We start from the raw sequence: 25025 nt of genomic DNA on the forward strand, positions 1-25025 counted from the left end.
GCAGAATTTGAGTGGAGATGAGCATGAGTGCAGTTCAAAGCGTCGGCCCGCAGGCATTGCCGGCACTGCAAGAACAGGTCGAGCAGATCATCGCCGAAGCCAAGCGCCAGGGCGCCAGCGCCTGTGAAGTCGCGGTGTCGCTGGAGCAGGGGCTGTCGACCTCGGTGCGTCAGCGCGAGGTCGAAACCGTTGAATTCAATCGTGATCAGGGTTTTGGCATCACCCTGTACGTCGGCCAGCGCAAGGGCTCGGCCAGCACCTCGGCCACCGGGCCAGAGGCGATTCGTGAAACCGTCGCAGCAGCACTGGCCATCGCCAAGCACACTTCCGAAGATGAAGCCTCGGGCCTCGCCGACGCCGCATTGATGGCCAGGGATGTGCAGGATTTCGACCTGTTTCACGAGTGGGACATCACCCCGGAGCAAGCTATCGAGAAGGCGTTGCTCTGTGAGGCAGCGGCGTTTGACGCCGATGCGCGGATCAAGAACGCCGACGGCACCACCCTCAGCACCCATCAGGGCTGCCGGGTTTATGGCAACAGCCATGGTTTCATCGGCGGTTACGCATCGACCCGGCACAGCCTGAGTTGCGTGATGATCGCTGAAGCCGAAGGCCAGATGCAGCGCGATTACTGGTATGACGTCAATCGCCAGGGCAGTCTGCTCGCCGATCCGGTGAGCATCGGCCAGCGTGCCGCGCAACGGGCAGCGAGCCGTCTGGGCGCGCGTCCGGTACCGACTTGCGAGGTGCCGGTGCTGTTTTCCGCTGAGCTTGCGGGAGGTCTTTTCGGCAGCTTCCTCTCGGCCGTGTCGGGCGGCAGCCTGTATCGCAAATCGTCGTTTCTCGAGGGCACGCTGGGGCAGAAGTTGTTCCCGGATTGGCTGACCATCGATGAGCGTCCGCATCTGATGCGTGCCATGGGCAGTGCTTCCTACGACGGTGATGGCTTGGCGACCTACGCAAAACCGTTCGTCGAAAAAGGCGAGTTGGTCTCCTACATCCTCGGCACCTACTCCGGGCGCAAACTGGGCATGCCGAGCACCGCCAACGCAGGCGGGGTGCACAACCTGTTCGTCACCCATGGCGACGAGGATCAGGCAGCGCTGCTGAAGCGCATGGGCCGAGGTCTGCTGGTCACCGAGTTGATGGGCCATGGTCTGAACATGGTCACCGGCGACTATTCGCGTGGCGCGGCGGGCTTCTGGGTGGAGAACGGCGAGATCCAGTTCGCTGTGCAGGAAGTGACCATCGCCGGCAACATGCGCGACATGTTCAAGCAGATTGTCGCGGTGGGTAATGATCTGGAGCTGCGCAGCAACATCCGCACCGGCTCGGTGTTGATCGAGCGGATGACTGTCGCCGGCAGCTAACCCCGGCCGTTACACAAAAAAGGCGCGCCACCTCATCGGGTGGTGCGCCTTTTTCATGATTGCATAAATCCCCTGTGGGAGCGGGCTTGCTCGCGAATGCGGTCTTTCAGGCAGAACATCTCCGGCTGGACACACCGCATTCGCGAGCAAGCCCGCTCCCACGGATTGCGTGCATGTCTGCTTGTGTTGGTTCTCATTATCATCTAATAATGAATCTCATCTCCGAACGAGTCCCGGATCATGAGTTCTGCCTTGCACGAGCAGCCCTACCTCGAAAGCTGGCGCTGGATGAGCCGCCAGATCCGTTGCGCGCTGGATCCCGACGAACCGCGCCTGATCGAACACTACCTCGCCGAAGGGCGCTATCTGTCCTGTTGCACAGCCACTTCGCCCTGGACTGTCGCCGAAACGTCTTTTCGTCTGCTGCTCGACACTGCCACCGATGTCGCGTTGCCGTGGCATTGGCGCAGCCTCTGTGTCGATCAAGCCTGGCGTCCCTTGCGTGAAATGGAACGCCTGTCGCTATGCCAATGCCGCTTGCGGCGCTGGCAACGCTACACCTGGCAGCTCGCCACTTGCGAGTTGCGACCGTCGATTCCTCTCATTGATTTGCTGCAAGGACATTCGCATGACCAAGACACGTATTGAACGCGACAGCATGGGCGAACTGCAGGTGCCGGTCGATGCGCTCTATGGCGCGCAGACCCAGCGCGCCGTGGACAACTTCCCGATCAGCGGAAAACCGATGCCGACGCAGTTCATTCGCGCATTGATCCTCGCCAAAGCCGCCGCCGCCCGCGCCAATGTCGAGCTGAACCAGATCAGCGCGGCCCAGGGCAAAGCCATCAGTGATGCCGCGCAGGGTCTGCTCGAAGGTGATTTCATGCAGCACTTCCCGGTGGACATCTTCCAGACCGGGTCTGGCACCAGCTCGAACATGAACGCCAACGAAGTGATTGCCACGCTGGCCAGCCGCATGCTCGATGAACCGGTCAACGCCAACGATCACGTCAATTGCGGGCAAAGCAGCAACGACATCATCCCGACCACCATCCACGTCAGCGCCGCGCTAGTGCTGCATGAACAACTGCTGCCGGCGCTGTTGCATCTGGTCCAGGTCATCGAGCGCAAGGCCGAGCAGGTGCATCACCACGTCAAAACCGGGCGCACCCATCTGATGGACGCGATGCCGGTACGCATGAGCCAAGTGCTCAACGGCTGGGCGCAGCAGCTCAAGGCCAACATTGCGCATCTGCAGGATTTGCTGCCGAGTCTGCAAGCACTGGCGCAGGGCGGCACGGCGGTGGGTACCGGGATCAATGCGCATCCGGAATACGCCGCTCGATTCAGTCGGCACCTGAGCCAACTGACCGACGTGCAATTCACTCCGGGCAAAAATCTGTTCGCGTTGATTGGCTCGCAGGACACCGCCGTCGCCGTCTCCGGGCAGCTCAAGGCCACCGCAGTATCACTGATGAAAATCGCCAACGACCTGCGCTGGATGAACTCAGGTCCCTTGGCCGGTCTCGGCGAAATTGAACTCGAAGCGCTGCAACCGGGGTCGTCGATCATGCCCGGCAAAGTCAACCCGGTGATCCCGGAAGCCACCGCGATGGTCGCTGCGCAAGTGATCGGCAACGACTCGGTGATCACCGTCGCCGGTCAATCCGGCAATTTCGAACTGAACGTGATGCTGCCGATCATCGCGCAGAACCTGCTGAGCAGCATCGAACTGCTGGCCAACTCCAGTCGCCTGCTCGCCGACAAGGCAATCGCTACTTTCAAGGTCAACGAATCGCGCCTGCAAGAAGCGTTGTCGCGCAACCCGATTCTGGTCACCGCGCTCAACCCCATCATCGGTTATCAGAAAGCCGCTGAAATCGCCAAGCAGGCCTACAAGGAAGGCCGCGCGGTGATCGACGTCGCTCTGGAACACACCGACCTGTCGCGCAGCCAACTGGCAGAGTTGCTCAACCCCGAGAAACTCACCGCCGGCGGCGTGTAAACCCCGCAACCGCTTTGGAGGCTCACCATGGAGCACTGGAAACGCACGATCGAACGGGCCAATCGCTGTTTCATGCTGGGCGAGCTGATCGACGCCCGTGAGGCTTACCTGCAAGCGCTGGCCCTGGCGCAAGTGTTGTTCGAACGCTGGGCGGATGCCGACGAAGCGGTGGCGGCCTGCGTCGTCTCTCACCACAACCTCGCCGACCTGCATCTGCGCCTGAATCAACCGGAGGAGAGCGCCGAATACCTCTGCGCCATCCACCAACGCCTGTTGCAGACCATGCAGGACGAACGGCTGCGTCCGGCCCTGCGTGAATCGGCATTGCGCCAGAGCAGCAAGACTTACGTCGAACTGCTGAATTTCATCGGCGAGCACGGCGAATACCCGCGCACCCAGCGCCTGCTGCATCCGGACACCGGCAATGCTCGCCGCGCCTCAAATTCTCATCAGTATGGAGTCCATTGAAATGGCTTTTACCTTGCCTGCCTTGCCTTACGCCTACGATGCCCTCGAGCCGCACATCGATGCGCAGACCATGGAGATCCATTACACCAAGCATCACCAGACCTACATCAACAACCTCAACGCCGCCGTAGAAGGGACCGAGTTTGCTGAATGGCCGGTGGAAAAACTCGTCGCCAGCGTCCAGCAGCTGCCGGAAAAACTTCGCGCGGCGGTGATCAATCAGGGCGGCGGCCACGCCAACCATTCGCTGTTCTGGGAAGTGATGGTGCCCAACGGTGGCGGCAAGCCCAACGGCGCTCTGGCCAAGGCCATCGACGAGCAACTGGGCGGACTCGACAGTTTCAAGGAAGCCTTCACCAAGGCCGCGCTGACCCGTTTCGGCAGCGGTTGGGCGTGGCTGAGCGTCACCCCGGAGAAAAAACTGATCGTAGAAAGCAGCGGCAACCAGGACAGCCCGTTGATGAACGGCAATACCCCAATCCTCGGTCTCGACGTCTGGGAGCACGCCTACTACTTGCGCTACCAGAACCGTCGCCCGGAATACATCAGCGCGTTCTACAACGTGATCAACTGGCCGGAAGTTGCTGCGCGCTATCAGGCCGCGCTGGTTTAAGCCTTCCATAAAAACAATCAGGGCTGAGTATGGGCACGGAAACACTGGCGATTGGCAGCGGGCGCATGTTTCGTTACGCGGTGGGTTCACTGTTGCTGTTGGCGGGGATGACTTTACTGGTCGCCCACGGTTTGCAATGGCTGAATCTGGAACCGAGGCTGTTGCGCGCCTTGCAGGGCGGTGCCATCTGCGCATTGGGTACGGCGCTTGGCGCGGTGCCAGTGCTGGTGATCCGGCGCATGCCGCAGGCACTCAGCGACACCTTGCTGGGATTTGGTGCCGGGGTGATGCTGGCGGCGACCGCATTTTCGTTGATCGTGCCGGGGATTGCTGCGGCCGAAAGTCTTGGTCTGACGCCGTGGGCTGCCAGTGGCCTGATCTGTTTCGGCATCCTGCTCGGCGCGTTTGGCCTGTATCTGGTAGATCGCAGGGTTTCCGGTGCCTCGCCGGAGATGCTCGTCGGCACGCTCGACCATCCGGTGATTCCACCGCGAATCTGGCTGTTCGTGTTCGCCATCATTGCGCACAACATTCCCGAAGGTATGGCGGTCGGCGTATCTGCCGGCGGCGGCATGCCGGACGCCGACAGCCTGGCGATGGGCATCGCTCTGCAGGATGTGCCGGAAGGACTGGTGATTGCTTTGGTGCTGGCCGGGGCAGGAATGTCACGGGTCAGGGCGTTTCTGATCGGCGCGGCGTCGGGGTTGGTTGAGCCGGTGTTTGCGCTGTTGTGTGCGTGGCTAGTGAGTCTGGCTCAGGTACTGTTGCCGCTGGGACTGGCACTGGCGGCCGGGGCGATGTTGCTGGTAGTGACCCACGAAGTGATCCCGGAGTCGCGCCGTCACGGACATGACAAACTGGCGAGTCTTGGCTTGTTGATCGGGTTTTGTCTGATGATGGTGATGGATACGGCGTTGGGTTGAAAGAAGATCAAAAGGTCGCAGCCTGCGGCAGCTACCACCCTGGAATGCGTTTCCTGTAGGAGCTCCGCAGGCTGCGATCTTTTGACTTTGGCTATCAGCCACCTTCGTCGAAGTAGTTGTTGATCAACGCTACCAGCGCATCCATGGCTTCCTGCTCTTGATGCCCTTCAGTACTCAAATAAATTTTGGTGCCCTTGCCCGCCGCGAGCATCATCATTGCCATGATGCTCTTGCCGTCGACAGTCGTTTCAGGTGTGCGTCCCACTCGGATCGTGCAGTCTGGATACTGACCCGCCACGCCGACAAATTTGGCCGATGCCCGGGCATGCAGACCCAGTTTATTGATGATTTCGATTTCACGAGCAGGCATCGCGGTGTGGATCCTTTAGGTGAGGTCGCGGTGGCGAACCTGGACGTTCTTCAGGGTTTTCTGCAGGGCCTGACCCAAACGTTCGGTCAGGTAGACGGAGCGGTGGTGCCCGCCGGTGCAGCCGATGGCAATGGTCACGTAGGCGCGGTTGCTGGCGGCAAAACGTGGCAGCCACTTGTTCAGGTAGGCGTAGATGTCCTGATACATTTCTTCGACATCCGGCTGCTGCGCCAGGTACTCGGCCACCGGTGCATCAAGGCCCGATTGCGCGCGCAGCTCCGGTTTCCAGTACGGATTGGGCAGGCAGCGCACATCGAAGACCAGATCGGCATCGACCGGCATGCCGCGCTTGAAGCCAAATGATTCAACCAGAAACGCCGTGCCGGGCTCAGGCTGATTCAACAGACGCAACTTCAGGGTATCGCGCAGTTGATACAGATTCAGGCTGGTGGTGTTGATTTTCAGGTCAGCCAGATCGGCGATCGGGCCGAGCAGGGCGGTTTCATCGTGAATCGCCTCGGCCAGCGAGCGATTGGCGTTGCTCAGCGGGTGACGACGACGGGTCTCGGAAAAACGCTTGAGCAGGGTTTCTTCATCGGCGTCCAGGTACAGCACATCGCACTTGATATGCTTGGCACGCACGTCTTCGAGCAACTCAGGGAAGCGTGACAGATGGCTGGGCAGGTTGCGCGCATCGATCGACACGGCGACCAGCGGCTGCGCCAGTTCCGTGTGAATCAGCGCCCGCTCGGCCAGTTCCGGCAGCAAACCGGCCGGCAGATTGTCGATGCAGTAGTAGCCGTTGTCCTCAAGGACATTCAGGGCGGTACTTTTGCCCGAGCCCGAACGGCCACTGACGATGATCAAGCGCATGATTAGTGCCCGTTCTGCTCGTCCAGCACAACCTGGTACAAGGCTTCGTTGCTCGCGGCGCTGCGCAGTTTTTCGCGCACTTCCTTGCGGTCGAGCATGCTGGCGATCTGGCGCAGCAACTCCAGATGCGCATCAGTCGCGGCCTCCGGGACCAGCAGCACGAAGAGCAGGTCGACCGGGGCGCCGTCGATGGCGTCGAAATCGATCGGGGCTTCCAGGTGCAGCAGGGCGCTGACTGGCGCCGTGCAGCCCTTGAGGCGGCAATGGGGAATGGCGATGCCGTTGCCGAAACCGGTGGAACCGAGTTTTTCACGGGCGATCAGCGCCTCGAAGACATCCTGCATCGCCAGATCCGGCACTTCGCGGTGGATCAGGTTGGCAATCTGTTCGAGGGCTTTTTTCTTGCTGCCGCCCGGCGCGTTCACTTGGGAACGGCCGGGGGTCAGGATGGTTTCAAGTCGGATCATGGGATAGGGGTGTTAACGACCGGTTGCGCCCTGGAGGAGGCTCTGGGTCTTTTCCTTATGCTTTTTGAGTTGGCGATCCAGCTTGTCGGTGAGTGAGTCGATCGCAGCGTACATGTCAGTATCTTCTGCGTTGGCGACCACTTCGCTGCCGGGGATATGCAAGGTGGCTTCGATCTTCTGCTTCAGCTTTTCGACGCACATCGTGACTTGCACGTTGGTGATCTTGTCGAAATGTCGCTCCAGTCGTTGGAGTTTTTCCTCGATGTAGGAACGCAGAGGTTGGGTCACTTCCAGTTGGTGTCCACTGATGTTGACTTGCATACAGCTTCTCCTTCGTTGCCAGTGCATAAAGCGGCAGGCCGAAAAGCCTGCCACTGGAACGCTGTAACGTGGCTTACATCAACCGCTTGCGTTCGCTCGAAGGCGCGATTCCGAGGGATTCGCGGTACTTGGCGACGGTGCGGCGAGCCACCTGAATGCCTTGTGCCTCCAGTAAACCAGCGATCTTGCTGTCACTCAACGGCTTTTTCTGATTTTCCGCGGCGACCAGTTTCTTGATGATCGCGCGGATCGCTGTGGACGAGCATTCGCCGCCTTCGGAGGTGCTGACGTGGCTGGAGAAAAAGTATTTCAGCTCATAAATACCGCGCGGGGTATGCATGAATTTTTGCGTGGTTACCCGGGAAATCGTTGATTCGTGCATGCCGACCGCTTCGGCGATGTCATGCAATACCAGCGGCTTCATCGCTTCGTCGCCGTATTCGAGGAAGCCGCGCTGATGTTCGACGATCTGCGTGGCCACTTTCATCAGGGTTTCGTTACGGCTTTGCAGGCTCTTGATGAACCAGCGGGCTTCCTGCAACTGATTGCGCATGAAAGTGTTGTCGGCGCTGGTGTCGGCACGCTTCACAAACCCGGCGTACTGGGCGTTGACGCGCAGACGTGGCACCGATTCCTGGTTCAGCTCGACCAGCCAGCGCTCGTTGTCCTTGCGCACGATCACATCGGGAATAACGTATTCGGCTTCGGTCGATTCGATCTGTGAGCCCGGACGCGGATTGAGGCTCTGCACCAGCTCGATGACCTGGCGCAACTCGTCTTCCTTGAGCTTCATGCGGCGCATCAACTGGCTGTAATCGCGGCTGCCGAGCAAGTCGATGTAATCGGTAACCAGACGCTTGGCTTCGCTCAGCCACGGCGTCTTGGCTGGCAGTTGGCGCAGTTGCAGAAGCAGGCATTCGCCGAGGTTGCGTGCGCCGATCCCGGCGGGTTCGAATTGCTGGATGCGATGCAGGACGGCTTCGATTTCATCGAGCTCGATGTCCAGTTCCGGATCGAATGCTTCGAGAATCTCTTCGAGCGTTTCGTCCAGGTAGCCCTGATTGTTGATGCAGTCGATCAGGGTCACGGCGATCAGGCGATCGGTGTCGGACATCGGTGCCAGGTTCAGTTGCCAGAGCAGATGGCTCTGCAGACTCTCCCCGGCGGACGTGCGGGTGGTGAAATCCCATTCGTCGTCATCGCTGCTGGGCAGGCTGCTGGCGCTGGTCTGGTAGACGTCTTCCCAGGCGGTATCCACCGGCAATTCGTTGGGGATGCGCTCGTTCCACTCGCCATCCTCGAGGTTGTCCACCGTTGGGGCGGTTTCCTGATAGGAGGGTTCCTGAATCTCGGCGGGCTTCTGTTCGGCGTTGTCGGCCAGAGGATCGGCGTTGTCGAAGTCGTCGCCTTCTTCCTGGCGCTCGAGCATCGGATTGGATTCCAGAGCCTCCTGGATCTCCTGTTGCAGGTCCAGGGTCGACAATTGGAGCAGACGGATGGCCTGTTGCAGCTGCGGCGTCATCGTCAGCTGCTGGCCCATTCTCAAGACTAGCGATGGTTTCATGGCAGGGGCTTAACACCTTATTCGCCGGCGCTTTGCGCCATCCACTACAGGGCGCCGAAGCGCCAAACTTAAGCAAATTATATGCCTGAAACTGAAGTGTTTGCCTAGAGCGCTGTAACAATTAAAGCGGATAAATGCGCCTTGAATCGATACAGCGCTGTCGCGCTTACAGGCGGAACTCGTGACCCAGATACACTTCCTTGACCAGATCGTTGGCCAGGATGGTCTCGGCATCGCCTTCAGCGATCAATTGACCGTCGTTGACGATGTAAGCGGTTTCGCAGATATCCAGTGTCTCGCGGACGTTGTGGTCGGTGATCAGCACACCGATGCCCTTGGCCTTGAGGTGGTGAATGATCTGCTTGATGTCGCCCACCGAGATCGGGTCGACACCGGCGAACGGTTCGTCGAGCAGGATGAATTTCGGCGCAGTCGCCAACGCACGAGCGATTTCCACCCGGCGACGCTCACCACCGGAAAGGCTCATGCCAAGGTTGTCGCGGATGTGGCTGATGTGGAATTCCTGCAGCAGGCTTTCCAGCTCCTTGCGACGACCGGCCTTGTCCAGCTCCGGACGCGTCTCAAGAATCGCCATGATGTTGTCGGCAACCGACAGTTTGCGGAAGATCGACGCTTCTTGCGGCAAATAGCCGATACCGGCCTTGGCGCGGCCGTGCATTGGCTGGTGGCTGACGTCCAGGTCATCGATCAGCACACGGCCCTGATCCGCCTGCACCAGGCCGACGATCATGTAGAAGCACGTGGTCTTGCCGGCGCCGTTCGGGCCGAGCAAGCCGACGATCTGCCCGCTGTCGATCGACAGGCTGACGTCACGCACGACCTGGCGGCTTTTATAGGCCTTGGCCAGGTGCTGAGCTTTCAGAGTTGCCATTACTGGGATTTCTCTTCGGTTTTCTTCTTCGGCTGGATCACCATGTCGATGCGCGGACGCGATTCGGTGACCTTGCTGCCCGTGGCGCGACCGGCGCTGGCCAGTTTCTTCACGGTGTCGTAGACGATTTTTTCGCCTTGGGTGACGTTGTTATCCTTGTCGATAACCTTGGCCTTGTCGATCAGCACCACCCGGTTCTGCTGGGCGTGGTATTGAATCGTCACGCCGTAGCCCTTGACCGGATTGGCGTCGCCCTGGGTCTGCAGCTGCTCGAAGTAAGCCAGGTTGCCCACCGAGGTCACCACGTCGATGTCGCCATTGGGCGCGCGCGTCATGGTCACGGTGTTGCCTTTAACGATCATCGAACCCTGGGTAATGATCACGTCACCTTTATAGGTGGCGATGCCATTCTTGTCGTCCAGTTGGGCGTCGTCGGCCTGAATGCGGATAGGCTGCTGCTGATCGTTCGGCAGGGACCAGGCGCTCGCGCTTCCCAGTGCTGCGCCCAGACTGAGCAAAATAGGGAGGGTTTTAACGAGCCTCATACTGTCCTCTTACGTTCGATTGCAGGTGTATCCTGCTGTCCTTCAGGTACGCTTTCATTCCGACGCCAGTCGATACGCCACCAGCGCCCTCGATTCTAACGGGTTGCGCAGTCTGCGCATATTCCTGCTGCGGGAACACGGTCATGCGCGTGCTGGTGATCAGGGTGCCGCGCTTTTTCTCATCGGTGCGCTGCACGCGGACCGAATCGATCAATTCCACTTCGGTACCGCCCGAGTTCACTTCGCCGCGTTCGCTGGTCACGTGCCAGGGGAAGTCGGTGCCGCGATACATGTTCAAGTCAGGCTTGGTCACCAGGGTGACATCGGTCGCCTTGACGTGCTCGGCCTTGTCGGAGGTCATTTCGTACTGCACCTTGCCGTCGGGCAGATACTGAATGGTGTGCGTGTTGGTCGCGTACCAGTCGATCGGATTCTCGGCAGCCGAAACCGGTGGCTTGTCGAGGAAGCGTTCAGGGCTGATGTTCCAATAGCCGACCGCAGCGAAAATCGCCGCGATGCAGCCGAACAGCAGGAAGTTGCGAAACTTTTTGCTAAACATGGTCAGGCTCACAGGTACGCGGCGTTGGCCGCTTCGAGGCGGCCCTGGGCGCGCAGGATCAATTCGCAGAATTCGCGGGCGGCACCTTCGCCGCCACGGGCGCGGGTAACGCCGTGGGCGTGTTCGCGGACGAAATCGGCAGCGTTGGCCACCGCCATGCCCAGCCCTACACGGCGGATCACCGGCAAGTCTGGCAGATCGTCACCGAGGTAGGCGACTTCTTCATAGCTTAGGCCCAGTTGTGCGAGCAGGCCGTCGAGCACCACCAGTTTGTCTTCACGCCCCTGAAACAGGTGCGGGATGCCGAGGTTTTTCGCGCGACGCTCGACCACTGGAGTCTTGCGACCACTGATGATCGCGGTTTGTACGCCGGCATTCATTAGCATCTTGATGCCCTGGCCGTCGAGGGTGTTGAAGGTCTTGAACTCGCTGCCGTCTTCAAGAAAGTACAGGCGGCCGTCGGTGAGCACACCGTCGACATCGAAAACTGCCAGTTTGATCGCTTTGCCGCGTTGCAGCAGATCGTTGCTCATTACATGACTCCTGCGCGCAGCAGATCGGAGAGGTTGAAGGCGCCGATCGGGCGATCCTCCTCGTCGACGACTACCAGGGCGTTGATTCGATGGTCTTCCATGATTTTCAGGGCTTCGGCGGCGAGCATGTCGGGCCGGGCGGTCTTGCCGTGGGCGGTCATCACCTGGTCGATGGTGGCGCTGCGGATGTCGATGGCGCGATCCAGGGTGCGGCGCAAATCACCGTCAGTGAAGATCCCGGCGAGCTTGCCGTCGGCTTCAAGGATAGCGGTCATGCCCAGGCCTTTGCGGGTCATTTCCATCAGTGCGTCCTTGAGCAGGGTGCCGCGTTGTACCTGCGGCAGCTCTTGCCCGGCGTGCATGACGTTTTCCACTTTCAGCAGCAGGCGACGGCCAAGGGCGCCGCCCGGATGCGAGAACGCGAAATCTTCAGCAGTGAAACCACGAGCTTCCAGCAGCGCCACGGCCAGGGCATCGCCCATGACCAGCGCTGCAGTAGTAGAAGAAGTCGGTGCCAGATTCAACGGGCAGGCTTCGTGCTCGACATGCACATTGAGATTGACCTCGGCAGCCTTCGCCAAGGGCGACTGCGGGTTGCCGGTGACGCTGATCAGTTGAATGCCCAAGCGCTTGATCAGCGGCAGCAGCGTCACGATTTCATTGGTCGAACCAGAGTTCGACAGGGCCAGAATCACGTCGTCGCGGGTAATCATGCCCATGTCGCCATGGCTGGCTTCGGCCGGATGCACGAAAAACGCCGGAGTGCCGGTGCTGGCCAGGGTGGCGGCGATCTTGTTGCCGATGTGCCCGGATTTGCCCATGCCGACCACGACCACACGGCCCTTGCTGGCCAGAATCATCTCGCAAGCGCGTACGAAATCGGCGTCGATATGGGCCATCAAGCCTTGGACGGCTTCCACTTCGAGGCGGATGGTGCGTTGTGCCGATTGAATCAGGTCGCGGGTTTTGCTCATGTCAGAATCGTATGGGCCGATGAAAAGGCGGCGATTATAGCGGTTATGTGGCAAAGCCTCACGCAAGTTCGACGTGCTTTGTCATTACTGGTTACCAAAACCCTCTGAAACTCGCTCAGGCCCTCTTCAGTCGGCGATCTTGGCCGGGTTCTCGCTTGGGCGCTCAGCCTTTGCAGTGATATAGTTCGCCGCCAGTTCGGCCTGCCCGGGATGCAGGTGTTTCCGAGGAAAGTCTGGCATCCCAGTGAGAGGCTGCATCGCAAGGAGTTTAGATGAGTGCCGATAACGCCTACGCGGTCGAGTTGAAGGGAGTCTCCTTCAAGCGCGGTGCGCGGAGCATTTTCAATAACGTCGATATCCGCATCCCGCGCGGCAAGGTCACCGGCATCATGGGGCCTTCCGGCTGCGGCAAGACCACGCTGTTGCGCCTGATGGGCGCGCAGTTGCGGCCGTCCAGCGGCGAAGTCTGGGTCAACGGGCAGAACCTGCCGAAGCTGTCGCGCAGTGATCTGTTCGATGCGCGCAAGCACATGGGCGTGCTGTTTCAGAGCGGTGCGCTGTTCACCGACCTCGATGTGTTCGAGAACGTGGCCTTTCCGCTGCGGGTGCACACCCAGCTGCCGGAAGACATGATCCGCGACATCGTCCTGCTCAAACTGCAGGCCGTGGGGCTGCGTGGCGCCATCGAGCTGATGCCGGACGAACTGTCCGGCGGCATGAAGCGCCGCGTGGCGCTGGCCCGGGCGATAGCCCTCGATCCGCAGATTCTCATGTACGACGAGCCCTTCGTGGGCCAGGACCCGATCGCCATGGGGGTGCTGGTGCGCCTGATCCGTCTGCTCAACGATGCGTTGGGCATTACCAGTATCGTGGTGTCTCACGATCTGGCGGAAACCGCGAGCATTGCCGACTACATCTATGTAGTGGGCGATGGTCAGGTGCTGGGGCAGGGCACGCCGGATGAGCTGATGAATTCGGATGAGCCGCGTATCCGCCAGTTCATGACCGGCGATCCCGATGGCCCGGTGCCGTATCACTTTCCAGCGACGGATTACCGCGCAGATCTTCTGGGGAAGCGCTGATGCGCAGAATTTCATTGATGGAACGCGTGCGTCGGTTCGGCGAATCGGCGATCGACGCGGTCGCGGTGTTTGGTCGAGCGACCCTGTTCCTGTTTCATGCCCTGCTGGGCCGTGGCGGTATCAGCGGTGGTTTCGGCCTGTTGATCAAGCAGCTGCATTCGGTCGGCGTCATGTCGCTGGTGATCATTGTGGTCTCGGGCATTTTCATCGGCATGGTCCTCGCGCTGCAGGGCTTCAGCATTCTTTCCAGCTATGGTTCAGAGCAGGCGGTGGGGCAGATGGTCGCCCTGACGTTGCTGCGTGAACTCGGGCCGGTGGTTACGGCATTGCTGTTTGCCGGTCGCGCCGGTTCGGCCCTGACCGCCGAGATCGGCAACATGAAATCCACCGAGCAGCTGTCCAGCCTGGAAATGATCGGTGTCGATCCGCTCAAGTACATCATCGCCCCGCGCCTGTGGGCCGGCTTCATTTCCCTGCCGGTGCTGGCGATGATCTTCAGCGTCGTCGGCATCTGGGGTGGTTCGTGGGTCGCGGTCGACTGGCTGGGTGTCTACGAAGGCTCGTACTGGGCGAACATGCAGAACAGCGTGACCTTCACCAGTGACGTGCTCAATGGCGTGATCAAAAGTGTCGTTTTCGCCTTCGTCGTGACCTGGATCGCCGTATTTCAAGGCTATGACTGTGAACCCACTTCCGAGGGAATCAGTCGTGCCACCACCAAGACCGTGGTGTTTGCCTCGCTGGCAGTGCTCGGCCTGGACTTTATTCTGACCGCTTTGATGTTTGGAGATTTCTGATGCAAAACCGCACCCTGGAAATCGGTGTCGGCCTGTTCCTGCTGGCAGGGATCCTGGCTTTGCTGCTGCTCGCCTTGCGCGTCAGTGGCCTGTCTCCGACTTCGTCTACCGATACTTACAAGCTGTATGCGTATTTCGACAATATCGCCGGTCTGACGGTCAGAGCCAAAGTGACCATGGCCGGTGTGACCATCGGTAAGGTCACTGCTATCGATCTGGATCGCGACAGCTTCACCGGTCGGGTCACGCTGCAAGTGGATAAAAAGGTCGACAACCTGCCGGTCGACTCGACAGCGTCTATCCTCACCGCGGGTCTGCTGGGCGAGAAATACATCGGTATCAGCGTCGGCGGTGAAGACACCCAGTTGAAAGACGGTGGAACCATCCATGACACGCAGTCGTCACTGGTACTGGAAGACCTGATCGGTAAATTCCTGCTCAATACCGTTAGCAAAGACGCCAAATGAGGAGCTTTTGAATGATCTCTATCTTGCGACGTGGCCTGTTGGTGTTGCTCGCGGCCCTGCCGTTGATGGCTAACGCCGCACCGGGGCAATCGGCTCATGACCTGATTCAGGACACCACGAACCGGATGCTTGCCGATTTGCAGGCCAATAAAGAAAAGTACAAGCAGGATCCGCAGGATTTCTATGCGGCGCTCAACAGCATTGTCGGGCCGGTGGTGGATGCCGAGGGCATCTCCAAGAGCATCATGACCGTGAAGTATTCGCGCAAGGCCACGCCTGAGCAGATGCAACGCTTTCAGGAAAACTTCAAGCGCGGCCTGTTCCAGTTCTACGGCAACGCGCTGCTGGAATACAACAACCAGGGCATCACGGTTGACCCTGCCAAGGACGAATCTGGCGACCGCACCAGCGTCAACATGACCGTCAAGGGCAGCAACGGCGCGATCTATCCGGTGCAGTACACCCTTGAGAAGATCGGTGGCGAGTGGAAACTGCGCAACGTGATCATCAACGGCATCAACATCGGCAAGCTGTTCCGTGATCAGTTCGCCGACGCCATGCAGCGCAATGGCAACGATCTGGACAAGACCATCGATGGCTGGGCCGGTGAAGTGGCCAAGGCCAAGCAGGAAACCGACAAAGCCGCCGCGAAGCCAGCGCAATGAGTGAGGCGGCAGTTCGCATGAGTGATGTCGACGAGCTGGTGCTCAGCGGCGTGCTGGATTACCGCACCGGGCCCGACCTGCGCAAGGAAGGGCAGGCGCTGATCAAATCGAGCAAGGCATCGGCGCTGGTCATCGATTGTTCGGCGGTGCAGAAGTCCAGCAGCGTCGGCCTGTCATTGCTGCTGTGCTTCATGCGCGATGCGCAGGCGGCCGGCAAGGCCGTCAGCATTCGCGCGATGCCCGAAGACATGCGCGAAATCGCTCAGGTCAGTGAACTGACCGAGCTGTTGGCGCATCCCTGAACCGACATCTATAAAGAAGCCCCCCGTCAGAGTCCTGCGTTGCGGGGTTCGCAGGCGCGGGGCTTTTTTGTATGATGTCCGACCCGTGCGCACAGGGCGCCGATTGAGGTTGAGCATGCAGGCCGTAGAAGTGAAGAGCTTCCTTGAAGGAAAGCTGCCAGGAACGCTGGTAGAAGTTGAAGGCGAAGGCTGCAACTTCCAGCTGAACGTGATTAGCGATGAACTGGCGGCGTTGAGCCCGGTGAAGCGTCAGCAGCAGGTCTATGCCCATTTGAACCCATGGATCACCGATGGCAGCATCCATGCGGTCACTATGAAATTTTTCAGCCGCGCGGCCTGGGCCGAGCGCACCTGAGCCCTAGGGCGTCGAGATACTAATGGATAAATTGATTATTACCGGTGGCGCTCGTCTTGATGGCGAGATCCGCATTTCCGGCGCGAAGAACTCCGCCCTGCCGATTCTGGCCGCGACCTTGCTGTGCGATGGCCCGGTCACCGTTGGCAACCTGCCGCACCTGCACGACATCACCACCATGATCGAGCTGTTCGGGCGCATGGGCATTGAGCCGGTGATCGACGAGAAGCTCAGCGTCGAAATCGACCCGCGCACCATCAAGACCCTGATCGCCCCGTACGAACTGGTGAAAACCATGCGTGCGTCGATTCTGGTACTAGGCCCTATGGTTGCCCGTTTCGGTGAAGCCGAAGTCGCACTGCCTGGCGGTTGCGCCATCGGTTCGCGTCCGGTTGACCTGCACATCCGCGGTCTGGAAGCCATGGGCGCGGTCATCGACGTCGAAGGCGGCTACATCAAGGCCAAGGCGCCTGAAGGCGGCCTGCGCGGCGCACACTTCTTCTTCGACACCGTCAGCGTGACCGGTACCGAAAACATCATGATGGCCGCTGCTCTGGCCAAGGGCCGCAGCGTGTTGCAGAACGCCGCGCGCGAGCCTGAAGTAGTCGACCTGGCGAACTTCCTCAACGCCATGGGCGCCAAGGTTTCCGGCGCCGGCACCGACACCATCACCATCGATGGCGTCGAGCGTCTGGGTTCGGCTTTCTACAAGGTCATGCCTGACCGTATCGAAACCGGCACCTACCTGGTCGCTGCTGCCGTCACCGGTGGCCGCGTCAAGGTCAAGGACACCGATCCGACCATTCTCGAAGCAGTGCTGGAAAAGCTGCGTGAAGCCGGCGCGGAAATCACCTGCGGTGAAGACTGGATCGAGCTGAACATGCACGGCAAGCGGCCGAAAGCGGTCAACGTGCGCACCGCGCCGTACCCGGCGTTCCCGACCGACATGCAGGCCCAGTTCATCTCGCTGAATGCCATTGCCGAAGGCACCGGTGCGGTGATCGAGACGATCTTCGAAAACCGTTTCATGCACGTGTACGAGCTGCACCGCATGGGCGCGCATATCCAGGTTGAAGGCAACACTGCGATCGTCACCGGCATCGAGAAGCTCAAGGGCGCGCCAGTCATGGCCACCGACCTGCGCGCATCGGCCAGCCTGGTGATCTCGGCGCTGGTTGCCGAAGGCGACACGCTGATCGACCGCATCTACCACATCGACCGTGGTTACGAGTGCATCGAAGAAAAACTGCAAATGCTGGGTGCCAAGATCCGTCGGGTTCCGGGCTGATCGCTGCATCGGGACACAGGGACGTGTCCGTTGAATTCGTTTCGAGTCGAGGGTGTACGCACCCTCGATGTGTGTCCGGCGCCGATTGCGACCGGGCATGAGTACCTTGATAAGGACTGACGTTTCCCATGTTGACCATCGCACTGTCCAAGGGCCGCATCCTTGACGACACCCTGCCGCTTCTCGCTGAAGCGGGCATCGTGCCGACCGAGAATCCGGACAAGAGCCGCAAGCTGATCATTCCCACGACCCAGGACGACGTGCGTCTGCTGATCGTGCGTGCCACCGACGTGCCGACCTATGTCGAGCATGGCGCGGCCGACCTCGGCGTCGCCGGTAAGGACGTGCTGATGGAATACAGCGGCCAGGGCCTGTACGAGCCGCTGGACCTGCAGATCGCCCAGTGCAAGCTGATGACCGCCGGCAAGATCGGCGCCGCCGAGCCCAAGGGCCGTCTGCGCGTGGCGACCAAGTTCGTCAACGTTGCCAAGCGTTATTATGCCGAGCAGGGCCGTCAGGTCGACATCATCAAGCTGTACGGCTCGATGGAACTGGCGCCGCTGATCGGGCTGGCCGACAAGATCATCGACGTGGTCGACACCGGCAATACCCTGCGCGCCAACGGCCTGGAGCCACAAGAATTGATCGCCACGATCAGCTCGCGTCTGGTGGTCAACAAGGCTTCAATGAAAATGCAGCACGCTCGTATCCAGGCGTTGATCGACACCCTGCGCAACGCAGTGGAATCGCGACACCGCGGCTGATCTACCAGCGCGGCCCGAGGCCGCGCCGTCTATCCGCCTCATAGCCAGAATTCTCAGGTGCCCAAGCGGATCGAATGCTAGTTTCGGGCGCCTGAGTTTTTGCCAATTCCTATGAGGCTCTCGCTATGACCGCAACCACTGCAATTCGCCGACTCAACGCTGCTGACCCGGATTTCGCGCATCATCTGGATCATCTGCTGAGCTGGGAAAGTGTGTCTGACGACTCGGTCAATCAGCGCGTGCTGGACATCATCAAGGCTGTGCGCGAGCGCGGTGACGCGGCGCTGGTCGAGTTCACCCAGAAGTTCGACGGCCTCGATGTCGCCTCGATGGCCGACCTGATCCTGCCGCGCGAGCGCCTCGAATTGGCCCTGACCCGCATCACCGTGCCGCAACGCGAGGCCCTGGAAAAAGCCGCCGCGCGGGTACGCAGCTATCACGAAAAACAGAAGCAGGACTCCTGGAGCTACACCGAAGCTGACGGCACGGTGCTCGGCCAGAAAGTCACGCCACTGGATCGCGCAGGCCTGTACGTGCCGGGCGGCAAGGCCTCCTATCCGTCGTCGGTATTGATGAACGCGATTCCGGCCAAGGTGGCCGGCGTGACCGAAGTGGTCATGGTCGTGCCGACCCCGCGCGGTGAAATCAACGAGCTGGTGCTGGCCGCTGCCTGCATCGCCGGTGTCGACCGGGTGTTCACCATCGGCGGCGCGCAAGCAGTTGCCGCCCTGGCTTACGGCACCGAAAGCGTGCCGCGTGTCGACAAGGTTGTCGGCCCGGGCAACATCTATGTCGCCACGGCCAAGCGTCATGTGTTCGGCCAGGTCGGCATCGACATGATCGCTGGCCCTTCGGAAATTCTTGTGGTCTGCGACGGCCAGACCGATCCGGACTGGATTGCCATGGACCTGTTCTCCCAGGCCGAGCACGACGAAGACGCGCAAGCGATTCTGGTCAGCCCCGACGCCGAGTTCCTCGACAAGGTGGCCGCGAGCATCGATAAATTGCTGCCGACCATGGACCGCGCGACCATCATCGAAACTTCGATCAATGGCCGTGGTGCGCTGATTCAGGTGAGCGACATGGCCCAAGCCATCGAAGTCGCCAACCGCATTGCCCCGGAACACCTGGAATTGTCGGTCGCCGATCCACAAGCCTGGCTGCCGCAGATCCGCCACGCCGGTGCGATCTTCATGGGCCGCCACACTTCCGAAGCGTTGGGCGATTACTGTGCCGGCCCGAACCACGTATTGCCGACTTCGGGCACCGCGCGCTTCTCCTCGCCGCTGGGCGTCTACGACTTCCAGAAACGCTCATCGATCATCTTCTGCTCCGAGGCCGGCGCTTCCGAGCTGGGTAAAACTGCATCGGTACTGGCCCGTGGCGAATCACTGAGCGCCCACGCGCGCAGCGCCGAATACCGCATCAAAGACCAAGACTTTCTGAAAGGGCAGGGGAACTGAGCGATGAGTAAATTCTGGAGCCCGTTCGTCAAGGATCTGGTGCCCTACGTGCCGGGCGAACAGCCGAAGCTGACCAAGCTGGTCAAGCTCAATACCAACGAAAATCCGTACGGCCCATCGCCAAAAGCACTGGCTGCGATGCAGGCCGAGCTCAACGACAACCTGCGCCTGTACCCGGATCCGAACAGTGATCTGCTGAAAAACGCCGTGGCCGAATACTACGGCGTGCAGACCAGTCAGGTTTTCCTTGGCAACGGTTCGGACGAAGTGCTCGCGCACATCTTTCACGGCTTGCTGCAACACGATCAGCCGCTGCTGTTTCCGGACATCAGCTACAGCTTTTATCCGGTCTACTGCGGCCTGTACGGCATTGAATTTGATGCGGTGCCGCTGGACGCGCAATTCCAGATCAACCCGGCCGACTACGCCAAACCGAACGGCGGGATCATTTTCCCCAACCCGAACGCCCCGACCGGGTGCCTGCTGGCGCTGGACGCGGTCGAGCAAATCCTCAAGGCCAGCCCGGATTCGGTGATAGTCGTGGATGAGGCTTACATCGACTTTGGCGGCGAGACGGCGATCAGTCTGGTGGATCGCTACCCGAACCTGCTGGTGACGCAGACGCTGTCCAAGTCACGCTCGCTGGCCGGCCTGCGTGTCGGTCTGGCGGTAGGGCACCCGGATCTGATCGAGGCGCTGGAGCGGATCAAGAACAGCTTCAACTCCTATCCACTGGATCGTCTGGCGATTGTCGGCGCGGCGGCGGCGTTTGCAGATCGCGAGTATTTCGACAAGACCTGTCGTCAGGTGATCGAGAGCCGCGAATGGGTGGTGGCGCAGTTGCAGGCAAAAGGCTTTGAAGTGCTGCCGTCGGCGGCCAACTTCATCTTCGCTCGCCACCCGAAGCATGATGCGGCGGGCCTGGCGGCCAAGCTGCGCGAGCAGGGCGTGATCGTGCGGCACTTCAAGCAGGAGCGGATTGCGCAGTTCCTGCGGATATCGGTGGGTACGCCGGAGCAGAATCAGGCGTTGATCGACGGCCTTGGCGACCTCTAAAAGCAAAAGCCCCTCACCCTAGCCCTCTCCCAGAGGGAGAGGGGACTGAATGGGGAATATTGCAGAATTTCACCGACCTGAATTTGGTTTACCGAATCCATAATCGACTCGGTCTTTCAGGTCGATGTATCCCGCAAGACAACTCGGTCGGCTCCCTCTCCCTCTGGGAGAGGGCTGGGGTGAGGGTGTGCTTTTATTCGTGATGCGGCTCGCCCAAGAAAGTCAGCGAACTGAACAACCCACGACTATCCACATCAGCGCTGCCCTTCACCGGCACTTCAACCTGCGCCGCAATCACATTCAACCCTTCATTACGCACCAGCACCTGCGCACGTCCATCCTTGTCAGTTTCGGTGCTCAACGTGTTCGGTGCGCTGCGGTAATCGCCAAACAACTTCACCCCCACCGCCGGTTTGCCATCGAGCAATACGCGCACCGGCAGCGAATTCCCCGGTCCGACCGTCAGCGGATCAATCTCGGGCACAATCAGCAACTTGATCTGATCGAGCTTCGGCAACTTCGCCCCCGGCTGATAGATCGCCAGGCTGTACTTGAACGTCTGCGTGGCCTCGGTGGCGCCGGGTACTTTGCTGCGTCCTTCGTTGACCCACTTCTTGTCCGCCGTCTGCGACCACATGCCATTGTTCAGCGCCACGGCCATCACCGCAGGCGACTTCAGCGGTTTCAAGCGTGCGTGATCGGTGAGCCGCTCAACGCTGACCGGAATCATCTTGCCGCCGGCGTCATAAGCCCAGGCGCCGCAGATCTTCCGCGCCTTGAACGCGTTGTCTTCTGCGCCATGGCCGTAGACCACTTCGATGTTGCCGCGTCGTTCTTCTGTCCACAGGCCATGGGCCGATACCTGACCAGTGAACAGCGCAGCGATGAGCAGAAGGGATTTGCCGTAGTGCATGGTGACGTCCTTTTACAGGTTGAGTGTCAGGCTGACGGTGAAATTGCGTGGCTCGCCGGGGTTGACCCAGTAGTTGCTGTAGGAGCGCTCGTAGTATTTCTCGTCGAATATGTTGTTCAGGTTCAGGCCGACGGTGACGTTGTCGCTGGCCTTGTAGTGCGCGAGCAAGTCGACGGTCTTGTAGGCCGGCAATTCGAAGTCGCTGCCGGATTCGCCCGAACGATCACCGACGTAGGTGAACGCTGCACCGACGTCTGAACCGCGCAGTCGGCCATCCTGAAATTCATAAACACCCAGCAGACTGCCGCTGCGTTTGGCCACGCCGAGGATGCGGCTGCCGGTAGGAATGGTCGCGTCGCCCTTGGTCACCTCGGCGTCGATGTAGGCGAAGGCGCCGATGACCCGCACTGCGTCGGTCACCTGGCCGCTCACTTGCCAATCGAAACCCTGACTGCGCGCCTTGCCCATGGCGCGGCTGGTGTCGGTGCCCGGATCGAGGGCGAGAACGTTCTCCTTGTCGATGTGGAAGAAGGCGAGGGTGCTGCTCACGCGCTCATCGAACAGCTCGTTCTTGATCCCCAGTTCGTAACCGACGCCTTCTTCGGGGTCGAAGGATTTGCCGGAAGCATCCAGGCCGTTGTTCGGTTTGAACGAGGTCGAGGCGTTGGCGAACAGGCCGGTGTTTGGCGTGAGCTGATAGAGCAGGCCGGCGCGTTGGGTCAGCGCGTCGTGGCGTTGCTGGCTTCTGGCGTTGCGGCTGTGATCGTCGATGCGCTGATCGAAATGCTCGAAGCGCGCGCCGAGCATGCCGCGCAGCTTGTCGGTGAAGATGATCTGGTCCTGCAGATTCAGCGCATGACTTTCGACGTGTTCGAAAAAGTCGGTGCCCGAGCGTGCGCCGTTGGGTTTCGGCTGGCCGTAGACCGGCTTATAGATGTCGATGGCGTAGGGGCCGCCAGCAATGGTGGTGACGCGTTCGTCCTTGCGGTAATTCTCGTACTCGGTGCCGATCAGCAACTCATGCTGCCACGCACCGAGGTCGAACAGACCGCGCAGTTCCAGTTGGGTGATGCTGTCGTGCCAACTCGTGTCGCGTTCGCGCAAGCGGCGGTTGACCGTATGGCCGTCGGCGTTCAGCGGTCGTGCTTCGGAAGCGTCGCCCCAGAGCTTGCCTTCCTTGTAGTGACTGGCCAGACGCAGTTTCCAGCTGTCGTTCAGATGGTGCTCAAGGGTGGCCTGGAGCAGGTTGTTGTGGTTGTCGATGTTGCCGTCGTTGGGTTCGCCCAAGAACGTCGAACGGGATACGCCGCTCCACTTGTTGTTCGGCGCCACCACGCCACGATCGAACGTCGAGTTGTGACGGACGATTTCGCTTTCCACCAGCAGCGAGGTGTTCGGGTTCAACTGCCAACTGAACGAAGGCGCGACGAATACCCGCTGGCTGTCGACGTGGTCGCGAAAGCTGTTGTTGTCTTCTACGGCGAGGTTGATACGCGAGAGCACATTGCCCTGTTCATCGAGGGGCGTATTGACGTCCAGCGCGGTGCGATAACGGTCCCAACTGCCGGCGCTGGTCTGCAATGTAGCGAATGCTTCAGGCTGCGGCTTCTTGGTGACGATGTTTACCGTGCCGCCGGGATCGCCCCGGCCGTACAGACTGGCGGCCGGACCTTTGAGCACTTCGATGCGCTCGATGTTGGCCGCATCCGGCGTGCTCGGGTAACCGCGATTGGCGCTGAAGCCGTCCTTGTAGAACTCGGACGTGGTGAAGCCGCGCACGCTGTATTCGTACAGGGTCAGGCCGCCGAAGTTGTTCTGCTTCGATACGCCGCCGGCAAAATCCAGCGCGCGCTCGACGCTGCTGCTGCCCAGGTCCGAGAGCACACTGGCCGGGACTACGCTGATGGCTTGTGGGATATCGCGAATCGCCGTGTCGGTTTTGGTCGCACTGGCCGAGCGAGTCGCGCGATAACCGCTGACCGGGCCGGTCGGGGATTCGTAGTCGGAGGTGACGCTGATGGCTTCCAGCTCAACGGGCTGCGGCTCATCGGCGAAGGCGGGATCGCAGAGCAAACCCAGAGTCAGGCCCAACAGCGAGGCCTTTTTGCGAGACGACATGTTATGTTGTTCCAATTGCTAGAATTGAAACAATATAACATGCCTGTTGAGAATGTCTGTTATTCGCGCCACTGGCGCGAAAACATTTTTACTCTTCTTTTTCTTTCATCGGTGCCGGTGGTGGACGCAGGCCGATTTCAGCGGTCAGCTTCAGCTCCTTGCCGTTGCGCATGACCTGAATCGTCACCTTGTCGGTCGGTTTGATCCGCGCCACCTGGTTCATCGAGCGGCGACCATCTCCGGCGGGCTCGCCATCGATGCTCAGAATCACATCGCCCAGTTGCAGGCCGGCTTTCTGCGCCGGGCCGTCACGGAAAATTCCGGCAACGACAATCCCCGGGCGCCCGGACAAGCCAAACGACTCGGCCAGTTCCTGCGTCAGCGGCTGCACTTCAATGCCCAGCCAGCCGCGAATCACCTGACCGTGCTCGATGATCGACTTCATCACTTCCATCGCCAGTTTCACCGGGATGGCAAAACCGATGCCCTGCGAGCCGCCGGATTTGGAAAAGATCGCCGTGTTGATACCGGTGAGGTTGCCGTTGGCGTCGACCAGCGCACCGCCGGAGTTGCCCGGGTTGATCGCCGCATCGGTCTGGATGAAGTCTTCGTAGTTGTTCAGGCCCAGCTGATTGCGGCCGGTGGCGCTGATGATGCCCATGGTCACGGTCTGGCCGACGCCGAACGGGTTGCCGATGGCCAGCGCCACGTCGCCGATGCGAATGCTGTCGGAGCGGCCGACGGTGATTGCCGGGAGGTTTTTCAGGTCGATTTTCAGGACCGCAAGGTCAGTCTCAGGATCGCTGCCAATCACCCGCGCGAGTGTTTCGCGGCCATCCTTCAGCGCCACGACGATCTGGTCGGCGCCGCTGGTGACGTGGTTGTTGGTGAGGATGTAGCCTTCCGGGCTCATGATCACCCCGGAACCGAGGCTCGATTCCATGCGCTTCTGTTTCGGCGAGTTGTCACCGAAGAAGCGGCGGAACTGTGGATCCTCGAACAAGGGATGCGCCGGTTTGTTGATGACCTTGGTGGTGTACAGGTTGACCACCGACGGCGCGGCGATGCTTACCGCGTCGGCATAGGACACCGGGCCCTGTTGCACGATCGTTGTCTGTGGCGCCTGTTGCAGATTGACATCGAGGCTCGGCAGCCCGACCCACTCGGGGTAACGCTGAATAATCAACAGAGCGATAAGCACACCGGCCAACAGCGGCCAGCCGAAAAAACGCAGCGCCTTGAGCATTAAGCACGTTCCTGGAAAGGTTGCAGGCGAGG

The 25025-nt window shown here is 60.3% G+C and carries 29 protein-coding genes; 16 read left to right on the forward strand and 13 right to left on the reverse strand.

The window, feature by feature from the left end; translation table 11 throughout:
- Positions 1–23 precede the first annotated feature (23 nt).
- The 6 genes from pmbA to ACZ0AZ_RS13150 all read left to right on the forward strand — a co-directional run bounded on the left by pmbA (position 24) and on the right by ACZ0AZ_RS13150 (position 5379).
- Positions 24–1370, forward strand: coding sequence for a metalloprotease PmbA (gene pmbA / locus ACZ0AZ_RS13125; RefSeq protein WP_415763636.1), 1347 nt, complete (start codon positions 24–26; stop codon positions 1368–1370).
- Positions 1371–1610: 240 nt separating this feature from the next.
- Positions 1611–2018, forward strand: a complete 408-nt coding sequence (locus ACZ0AZ_RS13130; protein WP_310408971.1) for a FagA protein — start codon at positions 1611–1613, stop codon at positions 2016–2018.
- The gene (locus ACZ0AZ_RS13135) at positions 1999–3375 is read left to right on the forward strand and encodes a class II fumarate hydratase (protein ID WP_463537518.1); all 1377 of its coding nucleotides are present in this window, start codon (positions 1999–2001) and stop codon (positions 3373–3375) included. Before ACZ0AZ_RS13130 ends, ACZ0AZ_RS13135 begins: the two co-directional genes overlap by 20 nt.
- Before the next feature lie 27 nt (positions 3376–3402).
- Positions 3403–3843: a hypothetical protein gene (locus tag ACZ0AZ_RS13140; RefSeq protein ID WP_129999930.1), complete on the forward strand. Its 441-nt coding sequence runs from the start codon at positions 3403–3405 to the stop codon at positions 3841–3843.
- A 1-nt stretch (position 3844) separates the two neighbouring features.
- Complete coding sequence (locus ACZ0AZ_RS13145) at positions 3845–4456, forward strand: superoxide dismutase (protein ID WP_129999929.1); 612 nt, start codon at positions 3845–3847, stop codon at positions 4454–4456.
- Positions 4457–4485: 29 nt separating this feature from the next.
- Positions 4486–5379: a ZIP family metal transporter gene (locus ACZ0AZ_RS13150; protein ID WP_463537519.1), complete on the forward strand. Its 894-nt coding sequence runs from the start codon at positions 4486–4488 to the stop codon at positions 5377–5379.
- Between the two features lie 94 nt (positions 5380–5473).
- Here the strand turns inward: ACZ0AZ_RS13150 and ACZ0AZ_RS13155 are convergent, their stop codons facing one another.
- The 10 genes from ACZ0AZ_RS13155 to ACZ0AZ_RS13200 form a co-directional block, all read right to left on the reverse strand.
- On the reverse strand, positions 5474–5749 hold the full coding sequence (locus ACZ0AZ_RS13155) for an HPr family phosphocarrier protein (RefSeq protein ID WP_039759385.1): 276 nt from the start codon (positions 5747–5749) through the stop codon (positions 5474–5476).
- Between the two features lie 15 nt (positions 5750–5764).
- Positions 5765–6622, reverse strand: coding sequence for an RNase adapter RapZ (rapZ, locus tag ACZ0AZ_RS13160; RefSeq protein WP_016771684.1), 858 nt, complete (start codon positions 6620–6622; stop codon positions 5765–5767).
- 2 nt (positions 6623–6624) lie between these two features.
- Entirely contained in the window at positions 6625–7089 is a 465-nt protein-coding gene (gene ptsN / locus ACZ0AZ_RS13165) for a PTS IIA-like nitrogen regulatory protein PtsN (RefSeq protein ID WP_039759380.1), read from the reverse strand.
- A gap of 12 nt (positions 7090–7101) precedes the next feature.
- On the reverse strand, positions 7102–7410 hold the full coding sequence (gene hpf / locus ACZ0AZ_RS13170; protein ID WP_007912419.1) for a ribosome hibernation-promoting factor, HPF/YfiA family: 309 nt from the start codon (positions 7408–7410) through the stop codon (positions 7102–7104).
- Between the two features lie 73 nt (positions 7411–7483).
- Positions 7484–8974 (reverse strand): RNA polymerase factor sigma-54, encoded by a 1491-nt coding sequence (locus tag ACZ0AZ_RS13175; RefSeq protein WP_463537520.1) that lies wholly within the window; start codon positions 8972–8974, stop codon positions 7484–7486.
- A gap of 166 nt (positions 8975–9140) precedes the next feature.
- Positions 9141–9866 carry an LPS export ABC transporter ATP-binding protein gene (lptB, locus tag ACZ0AZ_RS13180; protein WP_024011621.1) on the reverse strand — a complete coding sequence of 242 codons (726 nt, stop codon included), beginning with the start codon at positions 9864–9866 and terminating at the stop codon, positions 9141–9143.
- Positions 9866–10411 (reverse strand): lipopolysaccharide transport periplasmic protein LptA, encoded by a 546-nt coding sequence (gene lptA / locus ACZ0AZ_RS13185; RefSeq protein WP_016771679.1) that lies wholly within the window; start codon positions 10409–10411, stop codon positions 9866–9868. The genes lptB and lptA overlap by 1 nt, the downstream gene beginning before the upstream one ends.
- The gene (lptC, locus tag ACZ0AZ_RS13190) at positions 10398–10970 is read right to left on the reverse strand and encodes an LPS export ABC transporter periplasmic protein LptC (RefSeq protein ID WP_039759708.1); all 573 of its coding nucleotides are present in this window, start codon (positions 10968–10970) and stop codon (positions 10398–10400) included. Before lptC ends, lptA begins: the two co-directional genes overlap by 14 nt.
- Before the next feature lie 8 nt (positions 10971–10978).
- On the reverse strand, positions 10979–11503 hold the full coding sequence (locus tag ACZ0AZ_RS13195) for a KdsC family phosphatase (protein WP_016771677.1): 525 nt from the start codon (positions 11501–11503) through the stop codon (positions 10979–10981).
- Entirely contained in the window at positions 11503–12477 is a 975-nt protein-coding gene (locus ACZ0AZ_RS13200) for a KpsF/GutQ family sugar-phosphate isomerase (RefSeq protein ID WP_039759372.1), read from the reverse strand. Before ACZ0AZ_RS13200 ends, ACZ0AZ_RS13195 begins: the two co-directional genes overlap by 1 nt.
- A gap of 272 nt (positions 12478–12749) precedes the next feature.
- Between ACZ0AZ_RS13200 and ACZ0AZ_RS13205 the strand changes: the two genes are divergently transcribed.
- The 10 genes from ACZ0AZ_RS13205 (at position 12750) to hisC (ending at position 20716) form a co-directional block, all read left to right on the forward strand.
- Positions 12750–13559, forward strand: coding sequence for an ATP-binding cassette domain-containing protein (locus ACZ0AZ_RS13205; RefSeq protein WP_310408986.1), 810 nt, complete (start codon positions 12750–12752; stop codon positions 13557–13559).
- Entirely contained in the window at positions 13559–14356 is a 798-nt protein-coding gene (gene mlaE, locus ACZ0AZ_RS13210; RefSeq protein WP_039759366.1) for a lipid asymmetry maintenance ABC transporter permease subunit MlaE, read from the forward strand. The genes ACZ0AZ_RS13205 and mlaE overlap by 1 nt, the downstream gene beginning before the upstream one ends.
- Positions 14356–14823, forward strand: coding sequence for an outer membrane lipid asymmetry maintenance protein MlaD (mlaD, locus tag ACZ0AZ_RS13215; protein ID WP_016771673.1), 468 nt, complete (start codon positions 14356–14358; stop codon positions 14821–14823). Before mlaE ends, mlaD begins: the two co-directional genes overlap by 1 nt.
- A gap of 11 nt (positions 14824–14834) precedes the next feature.
- Entirely contained in the window at positions 14835–15488 is a 654-nt protein-coding gene (locus tag ACZ0AZ_RS13220; protein ID WP_129999927.1) for an MlaC/ttg2D family ABC transporter substrate-binding protein, read from the forward strand.
- Positions 15485–15790, forward strand: a complete 306-nt coding sequence (locus ACZ0AZ_RS13225) for an STAS domain-containing protein (protein ID WP_039759362.1) — start codon at positions 15485–15487, stop codon at positions 15788–15790. Before ACZ0AZ_RS13220 ends, ACZ0AZ_RS13225 begins: the two co-directional genes overlap by 4 nt.
- 115 nt (positions 15791–15905) lie before the next feature.
- The gene (locus ACZ0AZ_RS13230; protein ID WP_016771670.1) at positions 15906–16145 is read left to right on the forward strand and encodes a BolA family protein; all 240 of its coding nucleotides are present in this window, start codon (positions 15906–15908) and stop codon (positions 16143–16145) included.
- Positions 16146–16167: 22 nt separating this feature from the next.
- A complete protein-coding gene (gene murA / locus ACZ0AZ_RS13235; protein ID WP_016771669.1) occupies positions 16168–17433 on the forward strand; it encodes a UDP-N-acetylglucosamine 1-carboxyvinyltransferase in 1266 nt (421 codons plus the stop codon).
- Between the two features lie 128 nt (positions 17434–17561).
- On the forward strand, positions 17562–18197 hold the full coding sequence (hisG, locus tag ACZ0AZ_RS13240) for an ATP phosphoribosyltransferase (RefSeq protein ID WP_016771668.1): 636 nt from the start codon (positions 17562–17564) through the stop codon (positions 18195–18197).
- Between the two features lie 125 nt (positions 18198–18322).
- Positions 18323–19660 (forward strand): histidinol dehydrogenase, encoded by a 1338-nt coding sequence (gene hisD, locus ACZ0AZ_RS13245; protein WP_463537521.1) that lies wholly within the window; start codon positions 18323–18325, stop codon positions 19658–19660.
- 3 nt (positions 19661–19663) lie between these two features.
- Positions 19664–20716 (forward strand): histidinol-phosphate transaminase, encoded by a 1053-nt coding sequence (gene hisC / locus ACZ0AZ_RS13250; protein WP_463537522.1) that lies wholly within the window; start codon positions 19664–19666, stop codon positions 20714–20716.
- Positions 20717–20909: 193 nt separating this feature from the next.
- Here the strand turns inward: hisC and ACZ0AZ_RS13255 are convergent, their stop codons facing one another.
- The 3 genes from ACZ0AZ_RS13255 to algW form a co-directional block, all read right to left on the reverse strand.
- Entirely contained in the window at positions 20910–21629 is a 720-nt protein-coding gene (locus ACZ0AZ_RS13255) for a DUF4198 domain-containing protein (protein WP_463537523.1), read from the reverse strand.
- Between the two features lie 12 nt (positions 21630–21641).
- Positions 21642–23747, reverse strand: a complete 2106-nt coding sequence (locus tag ACZ0AZ_RS13260; protein ID WP_129999921.1) for a TonB-dependent siderophore receptor — start codon at positions 23745–23747, stop codon at positions 21642–21644.
- An 88-nt stretch (positions 23748–23835) separates the two neighbouring features.
- Positions 23836–24993 (reverse strand): Do family serine endopeptidase AlgW, encoded by a 1158-nt coding sequence (gene algW / locus ACZ0AZ_RS13265; RefSeq protein ID WP_129999920.1) that lies wholly within the window; start codon positions 24991–24993, stop codon positions 23836–23838.
- Positions 24994–25025: the final 32 nt, after the last annotated feature.

The organism is Pseudomonas sp. AC239 (assembly GCF_979258545.1).

Coding starts and splice junctions, on each gene's coding strand:
- lptA (WP_016771679.1), bottom strand. CDS start 10,411: ATGAGGCTCGTTAAAACCCTCCCTATTTTGCTCAGTCTGGGCGCAGCA.
- ACZ0AZ_RS13135 (WP_463537518.1), top strand. CDS start 1,999: ATGACCAAGACACGTATTGAACGCGACAGCATGGGCGAACTGCAGGTG.
- ACZ0AZ_RS13230 (WP_016771670.1), top strand. CDS start 15,906: ATGCAGGCCGTAGAAGTGAAGAGCTTCCTTGAAGGAAAGCTGCCAGGA.
- ACZ0AZ_RS13145 (WP_129999929.1), top strand. CDS start 3,845: ATGGCTTTTACCTTGCCTGCCTTGCCTTACGCCTACGATGCCCTCGAG.
- pmbA (WP_415763636.1), top strand. CDS start 24: ATGAGTGCAGTTCAAAGCGTCGGCCCGCAGGCATTGCCGGCACTGCAA.
- hisG (WP_016771668.1), top strand. CDS start 17,562: ATGTTGACCATCGCACTGTCCAAGGGCCGCATCCTTGACGACACCCTG.
- ACZ0AZ_RS13195 (WP_016771677.1), bottom strand. CDS start 11,503: ATGAGCAACGATCTGCTGCAACGCGGCAAAGCGATCAAACTGGCAGTT.
- mlaD (WP_016771673.1), top strand. CDS start 14,356: ATGCAAAACCGCACCCTGGAAATCGGTGTCGGCCTGTTCCTGCTGGCA.
- algW (WP_129999920.1), bottom strand. CDS start 24,993: ATGCTCAAGGCGCTGCGTTTTTTCGGCTGGCCGCTGTTGGCCGGTGTG.
- hisD (WP_463537521.1), top strand. CDS start 18,323: ATGACCGCAACCACTGCAATTCGCCGACTCAACGCTGCTGACCCGGAT.
- ACZ0AZ_RS13175 (WP_463537520.1), bottom strand. CDS start 8,974: ATGAAACCATCGCTAGTCTTGAGAATGGGCCAGCAGCTGACGATGACG.
- rapZ (WP_016771684.1), bottom strand. CDS start 6,622: ATGCGCTTGATCATCGTCAGTGGCCGTTCGGGCTCGGGCAAAAGTACC.
- ACZ0AZ_RS13150 (WP_463537519.1), top strand. CDS start 4,486: ATGGGCACGGAAACACTGGCGATTGGCAGCGGGCGCATGTTTCGTTAC.
- murA (WP_016771669.1), top strand. CDS start 16,168: ATGGATAAATTGATTATTACCGGTGGCGCTCGTCTTGATGGCGAGATC.
- mlaE (WP_039759366.1), top strand. CDS start 13,559: ATGCGCAGAATTTCATTGATGGAACGCGTGCGTCGGTTCGGCGAATCG.
- ACZ0AZ_RS13130 (WP_310408971.1), top strand. CDS start 1,611: ATGAGTTCTGCCTTGCACGAGCAGCCCTACCTCGAAAGCTGGCGCTGG.
- lptB (WP_024011621.1), bottom strand. CDS start 9,866: ATGGCAACTCTGAAAGCTCAGCACCTGGCCAAGGCCTATAAAAGCCGC.
- ACZ0AZ_RS13205 (WP_310408986.1), top strand. CDS start 12,750: ATGAGTGCCGATAACGCCTACGCGGTCGAGTTGAAGGGAGTCTCCTTC.
- ACZ0AZ_RS13200 (WP_039759372.1), bottom strand. CDS start 12,477: ATGAGCAAAACCCGCGACCTGATTCAATCGGCACAACGCACCATCCGC.
- ACZ0AZ_RS13225 (WP_039759362.1), top strand. CDS start 15,485: ATGAGTGAGGCGGCAGTTCGCATGAGTGATGTCGACGAGCTGGTGCTC.
- ACZ0AZ_RS13140 (WP_129999930.1), top strand. CDS start 3,403: ATGGAGCACTGGAAACGCACGATCGAACGGGCCAATCGCTGTTTCATG.
- ptsN (WP_039759380.1), bottom strand. CDS start 7,089: ATGATCCGACTTGAAACCATCCTGACCCCCGGCCGTTCCCAAGTGAAC.
- ACZ0AZ_RS13260 (WP_129999921.1), bottom strand. CDS start 23,747: ATGTCGTCTCGCAAAAAGGCCTCGCTGTTGGGCCTGACTCTGGGTTTG.
- hpf (WP_007912419.1), bottom strand. CDS start 7,410: ATGCAAGTCAACATCAGTGGACACCAACTGGAAGTGACCCAACCTCTG.
- lptC (WP_039759708.1), bottom strand. CDS start 10,970: ATGTTTAGCAAAAAGTTTCGCAACTTCCTGCTGTTCGGCTGCATCGCG.
- ACZ0AZ_RS13155 (WP_039759385.1), bottom strand. CDS start 5,749: ATGCCTGCTCGTGAAATCGAAATCATCAATAAACTGGGTCTGCATGCC.
- ACZ0AZ_RS13220 (WP_129999927.1), top strand. CDS start 14,835: ATGATCTCTATCTTGCGACGTGGCCTGTTGGTGTTGCTCGCGGCCCTG.
- hisC (WP_463537522.1), top strand. CDS start 19,664: ATGAGTAAATTCTGGAGCCCGTTCGTCAAGGATCTGGTGCCCTACGTG.
- ACZ0AZ_RS13255 (WP_463537523.1), bottom strand. CDS start 21,629: ATGCACTACGGCAAATCCCTTCTGCTCATCGCTGCGCTGTTCACTGGT.